The organism is Rhodosalinus sp. FB01 (genome assembly GCF_041365715.1).
Lineage (GTDB): Bacteria > Pseudomonadota > Alphaproteobacteria > Rhodobacterales > Rhodobacteraceae > Rhodosalinus.
The window spans coordinates 98,472-115,805 of the sequence record NZ_JBGFSH010000002.1 but is presented as its reverse complement, the minus strand read 5'-3'; the positions used below and the strand labels follow the sequence as shown (position 1 = coordinate 115,805).

Annotated in this window: 16 protein-coding genes; 14 read left to right on the top strand and 2 right to left on the bottom strand. The window is 71.1% G+C overall.

The window, feature by feature from the left end; genetic code table 11:
- Positions 1-28 precede the first annotated feature (28 nt).
- The gene (gene pyrC, locus AB6A65_RS03235; RefSeq protein WP_371036921.1) at positions 29-1,066 is read right to left on the bottom strand and encodes a dihydroorotase; all 1,038 of its coding nucleotides are present in this window, start codon (positions 1,064-1,066) and stop codon (positions 29-31) included.
- Positions 1,067-1,121: 55 nt separating this feature from the next.
- Positions 1,122-2,069, bottom strand: coding sequence for a phosphoadenosine phosphosulfate reductase (locus tag AB6A65_RS03230; RefSeq protein ID WP_371036920.1), 948 nt, complete (start codon positions 2,067-2,069; stop codon positions 1,122-1,124).
- Positions 2,070-2,316: 247 nt separating this feature from the next.
- Here AB6A65_RS03230 and AB6A65_RS03225 point away from each other — a divergent pair, with 247 nt between their 5' ends.
- From AB6A65_RS03225 to AB6A65_RS03160, 14 genes are all read left to right on the top strand, one after another.
- Positions 2,317-3,342: a hypothetical protein gene (locus AB6A65_RS03225; protein WP_371036919.1), complete on the top strand. Its 1,026-nt coding sequence runs from the start codon at positions 2,317-2,319 to the stop codon at positions 3,340-3,342.
- Positions 3,339-4,088: a cyclopropane-fatty-acyl-phospholipid synthase family protein gene (locus AB6A65_RS03220; RefSeq protein WP_371036918.1), complete on the top strand. Its 750-nt coding sequence runs from the start codon at positions 3,339-3,341 to the stop codon at positions 4,086-4,088. The genes AB6A65_RS03225 and AB6A65_RS03220 overlap by 4 nt, the downstream gene beginning before the upstream one ends.
- Positions 4,089-4,092: 4 nt before the next feature.
- Positions 4,093-5,028, top strand: a complete 936-nt coding sequence (locus tag AB6A65_RS03215; RefSeq protein ID WP_371036917.1) for a phosphoadenosine phosphosulfate reductase — start codon at positions 4,093-4,095, stop codon at positions 5,026-5,028.
- Between the two features lie 3 nt (positions 5,029-5,031).
- Complete coding sequence (locus tag AB6A65_RS03210) at positions 5,032-6,636, top strand: hypothetical protein (RefSeq protein WP_371036916.1); 1,605 nt, start codon at positions 5,032-5,034, stop codon at positions 6,634-6,636.
- Between the two features lie 13 nt (positions 6,637-6,649).
- Positions 6,650-7,594: a hypothetical protein gene (locus tag AB6A65_RS03205; protein ID WP_371036915.1), complete on the top strand. Its 945-nt coding sequence runs from the start codon at positions 6,650-6,652 to the stop codon at positions 7,592-7,594.
- Between the two features lie 25 nt (positions 7,595-7,619).
- Positions 7,620-9,911 carry a glycosyltransferase family 2 protein gene (locus AB6A65_RS03200; RefSeq protein ID WP_371036914.1) on the top strand — a complete coding sequence of 764 codons (2,292 nt, stop codon included), beginning with the start codon at positions 7,620-7,622 and terminating at the stop codon, positions 9,909-9,911.
- A 94-nt stretch (positions 9,912-10,005) separates the two neighbouring features.
- Complete coding sequence (locus tag AB6A65_RS03195) at positions 10,006-10,983, top strand: glycosyltransferase family 2 protein (RefSeq protein WP_371036913.1); 978 nt, start codon at positions 10,006-10,008, stop codon at positions 10,981-10,983.
- Positions 10,984-11,002: 19 nt separating this feature from the next.
- On the top strand, positions 11,003-11,587 hold the full coding sequence (locus tag AB6A65_RS03190; RefSeq protein WP_371036912.1) for a hypothetical protein: 585 nt from the start codon (positions 11,003-11,005) through the stop codon (positions 11,585-11,587).
- Positions 11,588-11,646: 59 nt separating this feature from the next.
- Complete coding sequence (locus AB6A65_RS03185; RefSeq protein WP_371036911.1) at positions 11,647-12,555, top strand: AAA family ATPase; 909 nt, start codon at positions 11,647-11,649, stop codon at positions 12,553-12,555.
- A gap of 138 nt (positions 12,556-12,693) precedes the next feature.
- The gene (locus AB6A65_RS03180; protein WP_371036910.1) at positions 12,694-13,965 is read left to right on the top strand and encodes a VWA domain-containing protein; all 1,272 of its coding nucleotides are present in this window, start codon (positions 12,694-12,696) and stop codon (positions 13,963-13,965) included.
- 79 nt (positions 13,966-14,044) lie between these two features.
- Positions 14,045-14,596 (top strand): YeeE/YedE thiosulfate transporter family protein, encoded by a 552-nt coding sequence (locus tag AB6A65_RS03175; RefSeq protein WP_371036909.1) that lies wholly within the window; start codon positions 14,045-14,047, stop codon positions 14,594-14,596.
- Between the two features lie 3 nt (positions 14,597-14,599).
- Positions 14,600-15,199 (top strand): YeeE/YedE thiosulfate transporter family protein, encoded by a 600-nt coding sequence (locus AB6A65_RS03170; protein ID WP_371036908.1) that lies wholly within the window; start codon positions 14,600-14,602, stop codon positions 15,197-15,199.
- 119 nt (positions 15,200-15,318) lie between these two features.
- Entirely contained in the window at positions 15,319-16,284 is a 966-nt protein-coding gene (locus AB6A65_RS03165; RefSeq protein WP_371036907.1) for an XdhC family protein, read from the top strand.
- Entirely contained in the window at positions 16,281-17,321 is a 1,041-nt protein-coding gene (locus AB6A65_RS03160) for a molybdopterin-binding protein (RefSeq protein WP_371036906.1), read from the top strand. The genes AB6A65_RS03165 and AB6A65_RS03160 overlap by 4 nt, the downstream gene beginning before the upstream one ends.
- Positions 17,322-17,334 lie beyond the last annotated feature (13 nt).

Below are 17,334 nucleotides of genomic sequence, written 5' to 3'. Positions count from 1 at the left end.
CCACACGTCTTGAAAGACGTGTGCGCGCTCATGCCACCCGCCAGTGCAGGTCGAAACCGGGGTCGAACACCGTCACCGGGCCGTCGGCCGTCTCGATCCTTTCCGGACAGCCGGTGGGCGCGCCCTTCTTCAGCGTTATCGTGTCCGCGTTCGGCGCGAGCCCGTAGAAGGCCGGGCCGTGCAGGGAGGCGAACCCTTCCAGCCGGTCCAGCGCCCCGTCCTCCTCGAAGACATGGGCGAGGATCGAAAGCGTGTTGGTCGCGGTGAAGATCCCGGCACAGCCGCAGGCGGTTTCCTTCGCCGCGTCGACGTGGGGCGCGCTGTCGGTGCCCAGGAAGAAGCGGGGATCGCCGGAGGTGGCCGCGGCACGCAGCGCCCGGCGATGCGCCTCGCGCTTGGCCACGGGCAGGCAGTAGTAATGGGGACGGATGCCCCCGGCGAGGATGTGGTTGCGGTTGATCACGAGGTGATGCGTGGTGATCGTGGCGCCGAGGTCGCGCGCGGCCGATGTCACGTAATCCACCGCGTCGGCGGTGGTCACGTGCTCCATGATCACCCGCAGGCCCGGCGTCGCGCGGCGGATCGGGTCGAGCACGCGGTCGATGAAGACCGCCTCGCGGTCGAAGATGTCGATGTCGGGATCGGTCACCTCGCCATGCACGCAGAGCGGCACGCCCGCCTCGGCCATGCGCTCGAGCACCCCGCGCACGCGCCCGAAATCGCGCACCCCCGAGGCGGAGTTCGTGGTGGCGCCGGCCGGGTAGAGCTTCACCGCGGTCACGAGGCCCTCGGCATGGGCGCTCACCACGTCGTCGGGATCTGTGTCCTCTGTCAGGTAGAGCGTCATCAGCGGCTCGAACGACATGCCCGCCGGCAGCGCGGCGAGGATGCGGTCCCGGTAGGCCCGCGCGTCGGCCGCGGTGACCACCGGCGGCACGAGGTTCGGCATCACGATCGCCCGGGCGAAGTGGCGCGCGGTTTCCGGCAGCACGGCGCGCAGCACCGCGCCGTCGCGCAGGTGGAGGTGCCAGTCGTCGGGCCGGCGAAGCGTCAGCGTCTCGGTCATGGATGCGGCGCTTACACAATCCCGCCGCGGCGCGCCAGAGCCCGCGGCCCGCGGCTCAGTCGGCGCCCACCTTCTCCGCCGTGGCAGCCTCCTCCAGCGCTTCGAGGCGCCGGGCGAAACGCGGCGCGTTCAGCCGCGCGGTCACGTTGGCGCAAAGCCGCCGCGCGAGGCCGTCGCGGCGGTCCTGGGTGAGCTTGGCGAGAAGCCGGCGGAGGTAGGGCAGATGCTCGCGCCGCGCGCGCAGCAATTCGTGGAAAAGGCTCGCGTCGAGCGCGCCGTCGGCGGCGGCCCGCAGCAGCGGCGTCAGAAGCCGCATCTCCATGAGATCGGTCTGCAATGCATCGCCCATGTGGCGCAACTTGAGGCGCGCGACCTGGTCCGACTGGAAAAGCGCCGCGTGCATCGCGTCGAGCCGCTCGAAGGGGTCGTAGATCAGGAACCCCTCCTCGGCACCCTCGGCCATCCGGGGCGCGAAGCCGAAGCGGTCGGTGAAATCGGTCCGTCGCATCTCGACGAAGCGGTCGTCCCAGCCCGCGATCTCGGGGTCGAGCGTCGCCTGGGGCTGGACGGCGAGGATCACCGAACCGGGCGCAGCGACCGAGAAGGCCGCCGCGGCGTAACCGCATGGGCCGGCCCCGTAGACGACAACGCGCTCGAAATCGTCGAAGAATGCCTCGTCGATCAGCGTGTCGACGTAATCGTAGACGCCCTGGGACCGGAACCAGGTATCGCCGTCGCTGATGATCGCGAGATGCGACCAGCCATCCGCGCGCACGAAATCCCAGCCAAGCGGCTCGTGGCGTTCGGAGAGCGCGCGGATGCCCTCGAGCGTCTCGAAGGTGACGAGAAGCGTCGCGCCGTGATCGACGTAGGCGGCGAGGTGGCGCGTATCGAGCACCTGGAAATGCCCGTTCGCGCGGGTGATCGCCGCGAACTGCCTGAGCCATTCCGGCCTGTCGAGGCCGCTCAGGAGCTCGGTGTCGCGCAGGGGGGCGTCGGGCATCGGATCACTCGTTCGTCGGTCTGTCGCCGGCCTCTGGCCGAGGGGGTAGTGCCGTTTTGCGGCGAAATTGCGGGCCGATCCGCGCCGCGCCGTGACCGGGCCGCGAATCGGACGGTTGCCGCAGACTGCCGCTTCCGGCACTATACGCCAAGAGGCGGGGAAGCGCCCGACAGATCGGCGCAGGCCACGCGGGTCGGCGGCGGTGCGACACGATGGCAGGCGCGAAGAGGGCGGTATACGGGCGCGGATGGCGGCACTCCCGGAAATTGCGAGCCTCTGGATCGGCGGGCGGCTCTCCTGGCTCGAGCAGCTCTGCCTGAAGTCCTTTGCCGACGCGGGCCACCACGTGACGCTTTACAGCTACGCGCCCGTCGGCAACCTGCCCCCCGGCGTCCATCCCGGCAACGCCGCCGAGATCTTTCCGGGCGAGCCGATGCTGCGCCACGCCCGGACCGGAAGCCCGGCGATCCACGCCGATCTCTGGCGCCTCCACCTCCTGCGCAACACGCGCAAGATCTGGGTGGACGCGGACATGTACTGCCACAGGCCCTTCGATTTCGAGACGCCGCACGTCTTCGGATGGGAGAAGGAGGGGCTGGTGTGCAACGCGGTGCTGGGGCTGACGCCGGATTCGCCCACGCTCAACGGTCTGCTGGACTTCTTCCGCGACGAGTACGCCATCGCGCCGTGGCTCAAGCCCTGGCAGCGGCAGGAGCTGGAGGCCGCGCGCGATGCCGGGGCGCCGGTGCACATGACCGAGCAGGACTGGGGGTTCACCGGCCCGGCCGCCGTCACGTGGTTCCTGCGCGAGACCGGGGAGATCGGCCACGCCCGGCCGCAGAGCGTGTTCTACCCCGTCTCCTTCAAGCACCGGAACCACATGATCCAGAGCCGGTTCGACATCCCCTCCCGCCTCGGCCCCGAGACGCGGGGGGTGCATTTCTGGGCCCGGCGCATGAAGCCGCGCCTCGAGGAGAAGGAGGGCAACCGCCCGCGCCGGGGCAGCTACATGGAGGGCCTCATCGCGAAGCACGGGATCGACCCGGGCGCGGCGCCCATCCCGCCCAAGGCGCGGCCCGCCGCCGCGCGGCGCGACGACCCCGCGTTCCGCGCCGAGATCGGGCTTGCGGCGCTGCGGGGCGAGGAAAGCGTCGGTCAACTCTGCCGCCGCCACGCGGTCGACGAGCGTTTCGTGAAGGCGTGCCGCGAGCGGATCGAGCAGGGCGCGACCGAGCTCTTTCGCGACGCGGCCGCGGGAGGGTCCGGAACATGACGCCAGACGCCCTTGCCGGCCCGGACGCGATCGCGCCCGACACGCTCGACTACGCGATGTTCGGTCCCGACGATCACCTGAAATTCGTGCTTCAGCGATCCGAGGTGCTGTGGGACGTGAAGCGCGTCGGACGCCTCGTCAAGGCGTGGACGCACGGCGACGCCGCCCCGCTGGAGGCGGCAGTGGCCGAGAAGGGCGCGGACATCCCCGCCCGCGTCGTGGCGGACATCGGCGCGGAATACCGCGCGCTCATGGCCGCGCTCGGCGCCCCGGCGCCCCGCCGGGTCGCCGATATCGGGTGCGGCTACGGCGTCTTCGACCTTTTCGCAGCGCGCGAGTCGGGCGCGGAGGTGATCCTGATCGACATCGAGGAGAACGATCGCCGGCATTTCGGTTTCGCCGAAGAGGGCGCGGCCTACTCCGACCTGGCCCGGGCAAGGGCGTTCCTCACCCGCAACGGCGTGCCGGCGGAGCGGGTGCGCACGCTCAACCCGGAGCGGGAGGACGTGCACGCCCTTGGCGAGGTGGATCTCGCGGTGAGCCTTCTGGCCTGCGGGTTCCACTTTCCGGTCGCTGCCTACATGCGCTTTTTCGAGCGCAACGTGGCACCGGGCGGGCGCATCGTTCTCGACCTGCGCGAGGGCCGGTTCGCGCCCCAGTGCGCGGAGCTCGCCCATCTCGGCGCGCTGCGCGAGATCGACCGACGCGGCAACCGCCGCCGCGTGCTCATAGAGAAGGCCGGCTGAGCCCGTGTCCGAGGCGCTCGAGACCCCGGCGGACACCCCGGCCGCGGCACGCGCGGAGATGCGGGCGGCGCTGGCGCGGATCGGCGCGGAGCGCGGCTTCTACGAGGAGATCGGGTCGGAGCACTCGGCGCTTTTCGTGGAGGCGGGCCCGACGCTCATCGTCACCTTCGAGAACCTCGACCACGTGCGCGACAACGCCGCCGACCGGATGCCCTGGGGTTACGGCTTCGTCTCGGGCCAGGGCTGGTCGATGCTGGGCCTCATGGCGCATGGCTGGACCTGGTACCGCGACGCGGCGGTGTTCGATTTCTTCGACCGGCTCCGCGACGCGGGGTTCTTCGACCGCTTCGAGCGCGTGGTCTTCTACGGCGCATCGATGGGCGGCTACGCGGCCTGCGTCTTCTCGGCCGCAGCGCCCGGCGCCACGGTGATCGCGATCTCGCCGCAGGCCACGCTTTCGCGGGAGGTCGCAAGCTGGGAAACGCGCTATCACCGGGTCTGGCGGCGCGATTTCACCGGCCGCTACGGCTTCGCGCCGGAGATGACGGCGGCGGCGCGCCGGGTGCATCTCTTCTTCGACCCGTCGTCTCAGCTCGACGCGATGCACGCGGCGCTTTTCCAGGGCGGCAATGTCAGGAAATTCTACTGCCGGCACATGGGCCACAGGATCGCTTCGCTCTGGCTGAGGCTCGGCATCCTGAAGCCGGTCGTCCTGGACTGCGTCGAGAACCGCCTGACGCCCCTGCGGTTCTACCGCCACATGCGCGCGCGGCGGGGCAACCCGCGCTACGAAAAGGAACTTCTGCGCCGGATCGAGGCGCGCAACCGCCCCAGCCTGGTGATCCGCTACTGCGAGGCGATCCTGGCGCGCCGCCGGGCGCCGCATTTCCGCAAGGCTATGCGCGCAGCGCAGGCCGAGCTTCGCCGGCGCGGGGGGTAGCGCATGGCGAGGGAGGGCGCGGCCCCCGCCACGCGCATCCTGCGCCTTCAGGCCGTCGCGCTTTGCGAGGCGGAAAGCCACAATTTCCGCGACGGCTTCAGCCAGCAATGGGTGCTGGCCGAAACGTCCCACGCCGATCTGCCCGGTTTTTCCCATGTTCCGCTCGGCCGCTGGCACCTCCACCATGGGCCCGCCCTGCCGGGGGCGCGCGCCGCGCTGCCGGAGGCCGGGCTGCACGTCGCGCTCATGGGGCAGGCGGTGGATGGGGCGGGGCGGTTCGTGACCGATGCGGTTCTCGCGGATCACCTCGCGCGGGCGCGCGACCCGTCGCGACTGGCCGAGGCACTTTCGGCCTGCGGGGGGCGCTACGCTTTCGTCATCGTCGCGCCGGCGCTCGCGCGGCTCTATCTCGATCCGAGCGGCTGTCTGGGCGCGGTCTACGAGCCGCGCGCGCGCCTGGTCGGCGCGACGCTCTACATGGCGCTCGACAGGCCCGTCGAGCCGAACACGGACTATCCCGCGTTCGACATCGCCGGGCCCGGCGCGGGCGGGCGCTTCGCCTTCGGGCATACCCCCGATCGGCACGCGAAGCGCCTGATGTGCAACCACTTCCTGGATCTTGGCCGTTTCGTCGCGCACCGGCACTGGCCCGCGCCGGATGCCGATTTCACCTGTCCGCTCGACCGCGATGCGGTGGAAGAGCGGATCGACCGCGCCGTCCTGCGCCACCGGCAGGTTCTGGGCGCCCTGACGGAGGCGATCACGCCGGCCATGCTTCCGCTGACGGGCGGCGCCGACGCGCGGCTGCTGCTGGCGTTCTGCGCCCCGTTCCTCGACCGGATCGACCTTGCCTTCGTGCATCGGACCAACTTCAACACCATGATGGACATGCGCATCGCGGGCGAGCTTGCGACGCGCGCCGGCATCGCGCTGCGCCGGATCGATGTTGTGGAGGAGACGGGCCTTCGCACATCGAAGCGTTTCGCCGCGCGGATGAACGCGCGCCAGCGCATCGCGCTCGGGCTGCTGCCGGGCGGGCCGGGCGAGAAGAAGCCCGAGATCGAGGTGCGCCAGGCGCTGCCCCCGGGCGGCACGGTGCTGCGCGGCAACGTCACGGACCTGTCCAAGGCCGTTCTCTGGCGTCGAAAGGGCATCGCGGAATTCAACCGCTCGCGCGGGCGGGCGCACAGCACCACGATCGGCGTCCGGATGCTGATGATCGGCCATGACTGGGCGGAAACCGACCCCTGGTTCAGGAACGCCTATGCAGGCTGGCTCGGGACACTGCCGGAGCCCGCGCGGCGGCGCGCGCTCGATTTCGCGAGCCTGGAACATTTCCGGACCCACGGGCAGGGCGCGCTTTTCTACGCCACGAACCGGAACTTCTACGGCACGCCGAGCGCGGACAGGGCGATACTCGAGGCCTTCATCTCGCTGCCCCCGCCGATCCGCGACGCGTTCCACGTCAACGACCTCATGCTGGAGCGCACGATGCCCGAGTTGCGCGACGTGCCCTATACGCGCAGGATCGACAACGAGATCCGGCGCACGCGTCCGGCTCTCGACGACATGCTCGCCGCCGCCCGGGCGGACGGCGAACGGCTTTGAGGGGACATGCGGCATGGACGGCGCGACAGGGCCGGTGGCGGCAAGCGGGGATGGCGAGGTGACGGCGCGCTTCAGCGCGACGCTTTTCGTGGGCGCCGCCGACGGGGTGGAGGGGCCGCTTCTCTCGGCGCTGCGCCGGAACACGGCCCTCCTGCAGGCGCTCGGGATCGACGTGCCGCTGCCGCGGTACTACCGGCGCCAGTTCCGGGCGCTCGCCGAAAGGCTGGAGGGCGCGGCGGCGCCCTGCGAGGAACTGTCCGACATCTGGAAGCGGCTGCGGCTGCCGGACGAGCCGCGCCACGGCTTCTTCTCGGACGCGACCCTTCTCGGGGGGGCGGACCGGCTGCTAGGGGATGGGCGGCTTCTGCCCGACGCGCATCTGAGGCCGACCTGGTGGCGGGCGATGTTCGGCGAGATCCCCTGCACCCTGATGGTCGCGGTCGCGCAGCCGCTCGCCCTCGTGAGCGCGGCGCTCGCCCGCGACCCGGAGGCCGACGCCACGGCCCGGCTGCGCGCCGAGATCGCCTCGGCCGACCCGCGGGCGCTGAGCTGGGCGGAGGTGATCGGCCGCCTCGTGGAGGCCAACCCGGGCGTGCCGGTCGTCGTCTGGTCCCGCGAGGAGCAGCCCTACACCTGGCCGGTGCTGATGCATGTCGCCGCGGGCCTTCCCGAGATGGTCGTGACGGATGGGCTCTGCGACGGCCTGGCCGACCTGCTGCCCGCGGAGGCGTTGCAAAGCCTCGAGACGTTCCTCGCGGCAAAGGACAATCTCGATCCCGCCTTCCTCGCCGGCGTGTTCGAGGCCTATGTCGACAAGTTCGTGCCGCCCGAGCAGCTTTACCAGGTGATCTCGGTGCCCGGCTGGGACGAGGCTTTCGTCCGCACGCTCGCCGACAGCTACGAGCGCGACCTCGCCGCCCTGCGCCGGATGCCGGGCGTGAAGGTGCTGAGCGCATGAGGCGGGCGGCAGGACGGCAAGCGCGATGACGGTCCTGGAACGCGAACTGGGCGCGCGGCGCGTGCCGGGCGGATACCTGCTCGATTGCATCGCGCCCGATCCCGAAAGCCCCGGCGGCGACGTCTTCCGCATGTTCTCCGCGCCCGGCACCGCGCCGCTGGAATTTGCCGGGCCGGACACCGCGCGGATCCTGGAGCGTGGGACACTGGGCGGCGCGGAGGTCGTGACGCTGGCCCCCGGTCCGGTTCCCCGCCTCGCCCCGGACCCGGGCGCGCTGTCCCCGGTCGCGCCGGAAACCGCGCTCTTCTCCGGCCGCAACTGCCTGCTCGGAGAGCGCAACGGGGAATCGCCCGCCGCCGTCGGCGACTGGCTGGGATGGCACCGCCGGGTGCACGGGGCCGGCGGCGCGGTGATCCTCGACCGCGCGCCGCCCGAAGAGGCGGCCGTCTTCGCCGGAGCCTTGCGCGAAAGGCTGGCGGAGGCCGGGTGCGACGATCTCGTGGTCGTCCTCCTGCGCGCGCCGATCCCGCTCGGCAAGCCGGGGCGCGGCGCCGAGGCGCATCCCTTCCACGCGCCCGACGCGCCGGGCAAGGATCGCATGACGCCGCCCGCGCCCGATCCGTGGCGTTCCGCGCTCGGCCTGCAATCCTTCCACGAACTGGTCCGCTGGCGCTTTCTCGCGCGGGCGCGGGCGGTGGCCGCGCTCGACGTCACCGATCTCGTGCCGGCGATGCCGGGGGCGCTCGGCCGTCTGAAGGGGGCGCCGGCGGTCCCGGCGGAGGCCACGCTTTTCGACCAGGCCGTGGCGGCGCCGCAGGGGACGGTGCTTCTGCGCGGCCGGCGCGCCTATCCTTGGGGCCTGCGCAAGGGCGCCCGTGCAGGGCATGGCGATCATACCTGCCTGCGCTTCGACGACACCAGCCGCCACCGGCGCTGGTGCATCGCGCCGGACGTCGCGCCACGGGACGCGGTGTGGCGCATGATCCGGGTCGTGGGCGCGGCCGTGCCGATGACCTATCTCGGTTTCTACCGGTGCATGGCCGTGCGATACGGAGAGACGGGCAAGGAGGCGGCCAAGGTCTCGCGCCTGGTGCCGAAATCCAGCCTCGTGGAGGCGCCCGCGCTGCTCGGGATCGCGGAGGAGTTCGGCGCCCGCCCCCTGCGGATGCCGGCCATCGACCCGACGCCGCCCGAGGCGCAAGGCGACCGGGTGGTCGCCGTGACGACGATGAAGAACGAGGGGCCCTTCATCCTCGAATGGCTGGCCTATCACCGCGCCATCGGGGTGGACGATTTCCTCGTCTACACCAACGACTGCACCGACGGCACCGACACCCTGCTCGAGCTTCTCCAGCACAAGGGCCTCGTCCAGCACCGCGAGAACCCGTTCCGCGGCACCGGGCTGAAGCCCCAGCACGCCGCCCTGGCCGCCGCGGAGGCCGAGCCCGTGGTCCGGGGCGCGGGCTGGATCGTCTGCATGGACGTCGACGAGTTCATCAACGTCCATGTGGGCGGGGGCCGTCTCGAGGATCTCTTCGCCGCGGTTCCCCGGGCCAACCTGATCTCCATGACCTGGCGGCTTTTCGGCAACGCCGACGTGACCGGGTTCCGCGACGAGTTCATCACCCGCCGCTTCACCCGCTGCGCCCCCGTGATGACGCGCAAGCCGCACCAGGCCTGGGGGTTCAAGACGCTTTTCCGCAATCTCGGCATCTTCAAGAAGCTCGGCGTCCACCGGCCGAAGGGACTGCGCCCGCAGCTGGTCGACCAGATCGACTGGGTGAACGGCTCGGGGCGTCCCATGTCCGAGACGGAGTGGCGCAACGCCTGGCGTTCCACCGCCGAGACCGTGGGCTACGATCTCGTGACGCTCAACCACTACGCGGTGCGCTCGGCGGAGAGCTTCCTCGTCAAGCGCGAGCGGGGCCGGGTGAACCACGTCGATCGCGACCAGGGCCTCGCCTACTGGTTCCGCATGAACAACAACGCCGAGGAGGATCGCTCGATCCAGGCGCGGCTTCCCATGGCCGAGGCGGAATTCGCGCGCCTGATGGAAGACCCGGAGATCCGCGACGCCCATTTCCGTTCGGTGGCGCGCCATCGCCGCAAGATCGCGGAGCTGAAGACGCGCGAGGACTACGCCGCGCTTTATGCCGCCCTCACCGGGGCGCGCCTGCGCAGGCTTTCGCGCCTGCACCGCCATTTCGGCGCGGGCGTCTTCCTCGCCGGGCCCGACGCGATCCCCGACGCCGTGCTGAACGGGACGATGCCGGAAGATTTCTTCTTCACCGTGCCGAAACGCCATACTTCTACATGAAGCGTCGCTCCGGCGTTGTTCCGCAAGCTATGGGGTGCTAATCTGGTTAACGGCAGGCCGAACGGAAAACAGAAGGGCCGCCCGGGCAGATGGCATGAGCAGAGACCTCTACACGGTCGTCTCGACCATGAAGAACGAGGGCCCCTACATCCTCGAATGGATGGCCCATTACCGTGCGCTGGGCTTCGACCGGATCGTCGTCTGCACCAACGACTGCGCCGATACCACCGTCGAGATCCTGCAACGGCTCGAGGCGATGGGGCTGGTGCGCCACCATCCGACCGCGATCCGCACCGGCGGCATCCACCGCAGCGCGCTGCGTCAGGCGCGCCGCTACAAGGAGGTGCAGGAAGCGCGCTGGGTCTTCGTCTGCGACGTGGACGAGTTTCTGAACATCCACATGGGCGACGGGTCGGTGCGGGCGCTGGTCGAGGGCTCGGGCGGCGGGGCCGACGTGATCTCTGTGCCGTGGCGCATTTTCGGCTCCGCCGGGATCGAGCGGATCGCCGACGCGCCGGTGACGGGCCAGTTCCGCATGGCCGAACTGCCCCACGACCCGGTTTCGCGGCCCGACACCGGCAAGTTCGTGAAGTCGATCTTCACCAACCAGGAAAAGTTCGGCCGCATGGGCCTTCACGCGCCGGTGATGCCGAAGGATCGCCGCGGAGAGGAGATCGCGGTGCTCCCGGGCGGCGCGCGCTACCATGTCGGCGGCACCCGCACCGGCAACCCGCCCGTCTTCGATCTCGCCCAGGTCAACCACTACGCGCTGCGCTCCATGGACAGCTTCCTCGTCAAGCGGGCGCGCGGTCGTGCCAACCACTCCCACCACGTGCTCGGTGTCGAGTACTGGGACCGTTTCGATCTGAACGAGGCGCCCGACACCAGCATCGCGCGCTACGACGCCGCGACGGAAGCGATCCGCACGGAACTGCACGCCGATCCGGTCCTCGCCGAACTCCACGCCCGCGCACTCGACTGGCACCGGCGCAAGGCCGCCTCGATGCGGATGGATCCGGAACTCGACGTGCTGACCTCGGCGCTGGGCGCGCGCCGCCGCCGCGCCGCCTGAGGCGCGACGGTCCGCCGGGATGATCGCGCCGCCGGTTCTCACCTTTCCGCCGCGGGTGGCCGACTGGGTGCGCGAACGCTATGCCGCGGCACGGGTGATCCTCGAATACGGCAGCGGCGGCTCCACGATCCTCGCCGCCGGGATGCCGGGCAAGACCGTGTTTTCCGTCGAAAGCGACAAGGCCTGGGCAGAGAGCATGCAGGCGGTGCTCGAGGCGGGTGAATACCCCGCGACGGTCCGCCTGCACCACGTGGATATCGGCCCGACAGGCAAGTGGGGCCGGCCCGCCGACGGCGCGGGCTTTCGCCGCTACCATCGCTACCCGGTCTCGGTCTGGGAACGCCCGGATTTCGTGCAGCCCGATCTCGTGCTGATCGACGGGCGGTTCCGTCTCGCCTGCGCGCTGACGACGATGCTGCTGACGACAAGGCCGCTTACGCTGCTCTTCGACGACTACGTGAACCGGCGCGCCTATCACGCCATCGAGCGCTTCCTCGACGTCGCGGAGACGCGGGGCCGCATGGCCCGCTTCGAGGTCGAGCCCCGTGCGCTGCCGCGCGAGGGCTTCTCCGTCATCGCCGGCGCCTTCGCGAAGGCGAACTAGGCCGGCCGCTTGACCCGCGCCGCGCCCCGTGCCCTCTTGGGCAACGAGGAGGACATGCCATGGCGATGCCGGGTTCGATCGACGACGTGGAGCGGCTGCTCGCGGGCGAAGGCTATGTCTGCGGGCGCGCGCTGGCGACGGTGGTGTTCCTGTCCCTGCGCCTCGGCCGGCCGCTCTTTCTCGAGGGCGAGGCCGGCGTCGGCAAGACCGAGATCGCCAAGGCGCTCTCCGCCGCGCTGGGCCGCAGGCTCATCCGGCTCCAGTGCTACGAGGGGCTCGACGCGGCCTCGGCCGTCTACGAATGGAACTTTCCCGCCCAGATGGTCGCGATCCGTACCGCCGAGGCGGTGGAGGGAACCGACCGCGAGACGCTCACCGACGAGCTCTTCTCCGAACGGTTCCTGATCCGCCGCCCGCTTCTCGAGGCGATGTCGCCGCAGGATGGCGGGCCGCCGGTCCTGCTCATCGACGAGCTCGACCGCACCGACGCGCCCTTCGAGGCCTTCCTGCTCGAGGCGCTTTCCGATTTCCAGGTCACCATCCCCGAGCTCGGCACTGTGCGCGCGCCCGCGCCGCCGATCACGGTCATCACCTCCAACCGCACGCGAGAGGTGCACGACGCGCTCAAGCGCCGCTGCCTCTACCACTGGGTGGATTACCCGGATTTCGACCGCGAGCTGGCGATCCTGGGCGAGCGCGTGCCCGAGGCGTCCGAGGCGCTCTCGCGCGAGGTCGTGGCTTTCGTCCAGCGCCTGCGGACCGAGGATCTCTTCAAGAAACCGGGGGTGGCCGAGAGCATCGACTGGGCGAAATGCCTGCTCGCGCTCGACATGATCGAGCTCTCGCCGCAGGTGATCGCGGACACGCTCGGCGCGATCCTGAAATACCAGGACGACATCGCGAAACTGCAGGGCTCGGAGGCCAGGCGCATCCTCGACGAAGCCCGCGCGGAACTGGCGCCGGCATGAGCGCGCCCGCGGCCCGGCGCACACGCCCGCGGGGGCGCCGCCCCGGATCGCCCCGCCCCCGTCTTCTTCTTGGCGGAAAATACTCCGGGGGTCCGGGGGCAGCGCCCCCGGTCCGTCGGACGGTCCTCTAGGTCGCCGATGCCCGAACACGCGCCTCTCGAACTGCCCGAGCATCCCCGGCTGGTGGCGAACCTCGTGCATTTCGCCCGCGCGCTCCGCAAGGCGGGACTGCGGGTGGGTACGGGCCGCGTGGCCGATGCGACCCGCGCGGTGGAGGCGGCGGGCTTCACCGACCGGCGCGACTTCTATCACGTGCTCGAGGCGTGCTTCGTCTCCCGTCCAGAGGAGCGGCGTGTCTTTGCGCAGGTCTTCCGGCTGTTCTGGCGCGATCCGCGCTTCATGGAGCACATGATGGCGATGATGCTTCCCGCTTTGCGCGGTGTCGCCGAGGAGCGGCAGGCCGAGGCCGCCGAGAAGCGCGCCGCCGAGGCGCTCCTTCACGGCGCCGAGCCGCCGGCGACGCCGCAGCGCGAGGAAAAGGAGGAGGGCGAGACCGAGATCGAGATCGACGCCTCGCTCACCATGTCCGCCGAGGAACGGCTGCGCACGCTGGATTTCGAGCAGATGAGCGCCGACGAGATCGCCAGGGCGCGGCGGATCCTCGCGGGCTTGACGCTGCCCGTCCGCCCGATCCCCTCGCGCCGCGCCGTGGGCGCGCCGTCCGGCCGCGCCATCGACCGGCGCAGGACGCTGCGCGCGGCGATCCGCACCGGCGGCGAGATGCAGCGCCTTCACCACGCAAGGCCGAGGCCCCGCTGGCCGAACCTCGTGGCGCTCTGCGACATCTCGGGTTCCATGAGCCAGTACAGCCGGGTGATCCTCCACTTCCTCCACGCGGTCTCCAACCGCAAGGGCGCGGGCTGGTCGGAGGTGCACGCCTTCACCTTCGGCACGCGGCTCACCAACATCACCCGGCACCTGCGCGCGCGGGACGTGGACGCCGCGCTCGCCGCCGCGGGGGCGGAGGCGCAGGACTGGGAGGGCGGCACGCGCATCGGCGACTGCCTGCACGCCTTCAACCGCGACTGGTCGCGGCGCGTGATGGGCCAGGGCGCGGTGGTGCTGCTGATCACCGACGGGCTGGAGCGCGGCGACCCGGAGCGGCTCGAGCGCGAGATGGAGCGGCTCAGGCTCACGGCGCGCCGGCTCGTCTGGGTGAACCCTCTCCTGCGCTTCGGAGAGTTCGCGCCGAAGGCGCAGGGGATCCGCGCCATGCTGCCCCGTGTGGACAGCCTGCGCGCGGGCCATTCCATCGCCACCCTCGAGGAGCTCGCCGCCGCACTTTGCGCCCCCGAGGATGCCGGAGAGCGGGCGCGGCTCATGTCTGCTCTCGCCCCAGGAGCGGCTTGATCTGCATCAAGGCCCTTGCGGGCGCGAAGCCGTATTCCAAATAAGGAATGTGTTTCGCAACCGGCGAAAGGGAAATGTCATGCCACTCAACTGGAAAACGGGCGGGGTCCTGCTGGGCTTCGTGTTCTTCCTCGCGGTGCTTCTGGTGAAGCCCATCGGGGTCTCGACGCAGTTCGTGATTCTCGACGGCATCGTCGGCAGCGCCTTCAACCCGTCGCTCATCGAGCAGACGGCGGAGGGCTACACCTCGTCCAACGCCTATCTCGCCAAGTCGGGCGGGAAATACGCGGCGAACGCGGCCAACCCGCTGAACTACAGCTTCGTGTTCGTCCTTGCCATGGCGCTCGGCGCCTTCCTGTCGGCCATGGCGCGGGGCTGGGTGCCACGGGAGGAGCGGAGCGCGCCCGCGCTCTGGCGCGCGAATTTCGGCGACGGCGCGTGGAAGCGCTACGCCGTGGCCTTCGCGGGCGGCTTCGTCGTGCTCTACGGCGCGCGCCTCGCGGGGGGCTGCACGTCGGGGCACATGATGTCGGGGATGATGCAGACCGCCGTGTCGGGCTACATCTTCGCCCTCGGCGCCTTCGCCGCCGCCGTGCCGGTGGCACTCATGATGTACAAGCGGGAGGCCTGACCCATGACAAGCATCATTCTCGCGATCGCGATCGGAGCCGCGTTCGGCTTCACCCTCGACCGGATCGGGGCCACCAACCCCGACTGGATCTGGCGCATGCTGAGCCTGAAGCACCTGCACCTGATGAAGACCATCCTGCTCGCCATCGGCACAGGCTCGGTGCTGATGTTCGGCGGGCAGATGCTGGGCCTCGTCGATGTCGGCCACATGTCGGTGAAGGCCGCCTATGCCGGTGTCTTCATCGGCGGGGTGCTGCTCGGCGCGGGCTGGGCCGCCTCGGGCTTCTGCCCGGGCACGGGCGTCGCCGCCGCGGCGACAGGGCGCAAGGACGCGCTCTTCTTTATCGCCGGCGGCCTGCTCGGCGCCGCCGCCTACATGGTGAGCTACCCGTGGTGGCAGGCCAACGGGCTTCTGGACGACATCTTCGGGGGCAAGGTGACCCTCGGGACCGTTCCGGGCTCGGGCTACGCGGGCGTGACCGGCTTGCCGGGCGACGTGCTCGGCATCGTGCTCGGCCTCGCCTTCGTCGCGGTGGCCTTCGTGCTGCCCGACCGCCCTCTGGGCGAGGGCCGGCAGGCCGGAGAGAGCGTGCCGGCGGAGTGACCGGCGCCGCGCAGGCACCGGCCTGACCGACAGGGGCCGCGCCCGTGCAGGGCGCGGCCCCTTTGCGTTTGCGCTCTGTGGCCTTACCTTCACGACAGGACCCGTGACGGGAGATGCCGATGGACCGTTTCGACCACATCCCGGAGACCGCGCTCGCCTGGCATCGCGAGGGGCGCGGCGCGGCGCTCGCCACCGTGGTCGAGACCTGGGGCAGCGCGCCCCGGCGCGTCGGCGCGCAGCTCGTCGTCTCGGGCGAGGGCGCGATCGAGGGCTCGGTCTCGGGCGGCTGCGTCGAGGGCGCGGTGGTCGCCGAGGCGCTCGAGGCGATCGAGGAAGGCCAGGCCCGCCTTCTCGAGTTCGGCGTCTCGGACGCGGATGCCTTCGCCGTCGGCCTCGCCTGCGGCGGGACGATCCGCGTCCTGGTCGAGCCCGTGGGCCGCGTGCTGCCCGAGGCGATGCTCACCGAACTCGTGGATCACCGCGCGGCGCGGCGCCCCGTCGCCTATGTCGTCGATCTGGAGGGCGGGACGCGCCGCCTGACCACCGAGGGCTTCGCCGAGCGCTTCCGCATGGATCGCTCCGGCGTCGAGGATGCGCGCACCTTCGTCGCCATTCACAACCCGCCCCTGCGCCTCGTCGTGGTGGGCGCGGTGCACATCGCGCAGGCCCTGGTGCCCATGGCCCGTATCGCCGGATACGATCCCGTTCTCGTGGACCCGCGCGAGGCGTTCGCCTCGGAGGCGCGTTTTCCCGGCGAACGCCTCCTGCACGACTGGCCCGACGACGCCGTGGACGCGATCGGCCTCGACCAGCGCACCGCGCTCGTTCTGCTGACCCACGACCCGAAGCTCGACGACCCGGCACTGGCACGCGCGCTGCGCTCGGACGTGTTCTACATCGGTGCCCTGGGCTCGACCCGGACGCATGCCAAGCGCGTGGCGCGGCTGGCCGAGGCCGGTTTTTCGCAAGATGAGATCGCGCGCGTCCACGCGCCGGTCGGCCTCGACATCGGCGCCGCGGGCCCGGCCGAGATCGCCGTCGCGATCCTGGCCGAGATGACGCGCGGCCTGAGGCAGGGGGCATGAGGTTCGGGGCGGTGCCGCTCGACGAGGCCGAGGGGGCCATGCTGGCCCATTCGGTGCGCCTTTCGTCCGGCAAGCTCGCGAAGGGCCGCGTCCTGTCCGCAGAGGATCTGGCCGCGCTCCGCGCCGAAGGCGCGGAGCGGGTGACGGTGGCGCGGCTCGATCCCGGCGACATGGCCGAGAACGAGGCGGCGCTGGCGCTTGCCCGCGCGCTGGTGCCCGATCCCGGGGCCGCGGGCCTGCGCCTGACCGATCCGTTCACCGGACGGGTCAACCTGATCGCCGATCACCCGGGGGTCGTGGCCATGGACGAGGCGCGGCTCACGGCCGTCAACCGCGTGGACCCGATGATCACGCTCGCCACCGTGCCGCCTTTCCAGCAGATGGCGCCGGGTGGCATGGTCGGGACGGTGAAGATCATTTCCTACGGCGTGGATGGTGCGCGCGTGGCGGAAGCCTGCGAGGCCGCGCAGGGCGCGATCCGGCTCGCGCGGCCCGCGATCTCGCGCGCCGCGCTGGTGGTGAGCGAGATCGCCGGAGGCGCGGGCGAGAAGGGCGTGCCCGCGGTGCAGGGACGTCTCGACGCGCTGGGGATCGCCATGGAGGCGCCGGTCGTGGTGCCGCACGAAACCGGGGCCATCGCCCGCGCGGTGGCGGAGGCGCCGGGCGATCTGGTGCTGATCCTTACCGGGTCCGCCACCTCGGATCCGCGGGACGTGGCGCCCGAGGCCGTGCGCGCCGCCGGGGGCCGGGTGGACCGCTTCGGCATGCCCGTCGACCCCGGCAACCTGCTCTTTCTCGGCCGCCAGGGCGGGCGTCCGGTGATCGGCCTGCCGGGCTGCGCGCGCAGCCCCGCGCTCAATGGCGCGGACTGGGTGCTGGCGCGGGTGGCCTGCGGAATCGAGGTCACGGCCGACGACATCGCCCGGATGGGCGTCGGCGGGCTGCTGAAGGAAATTCCCACCCGTCCGCAGCCGCGTGCGGCCCGGGCGCGCAGGGAAAAGGAGGGTGCGCGGCAACCGACGCACTCATCACCATGACAGGGAGACATGC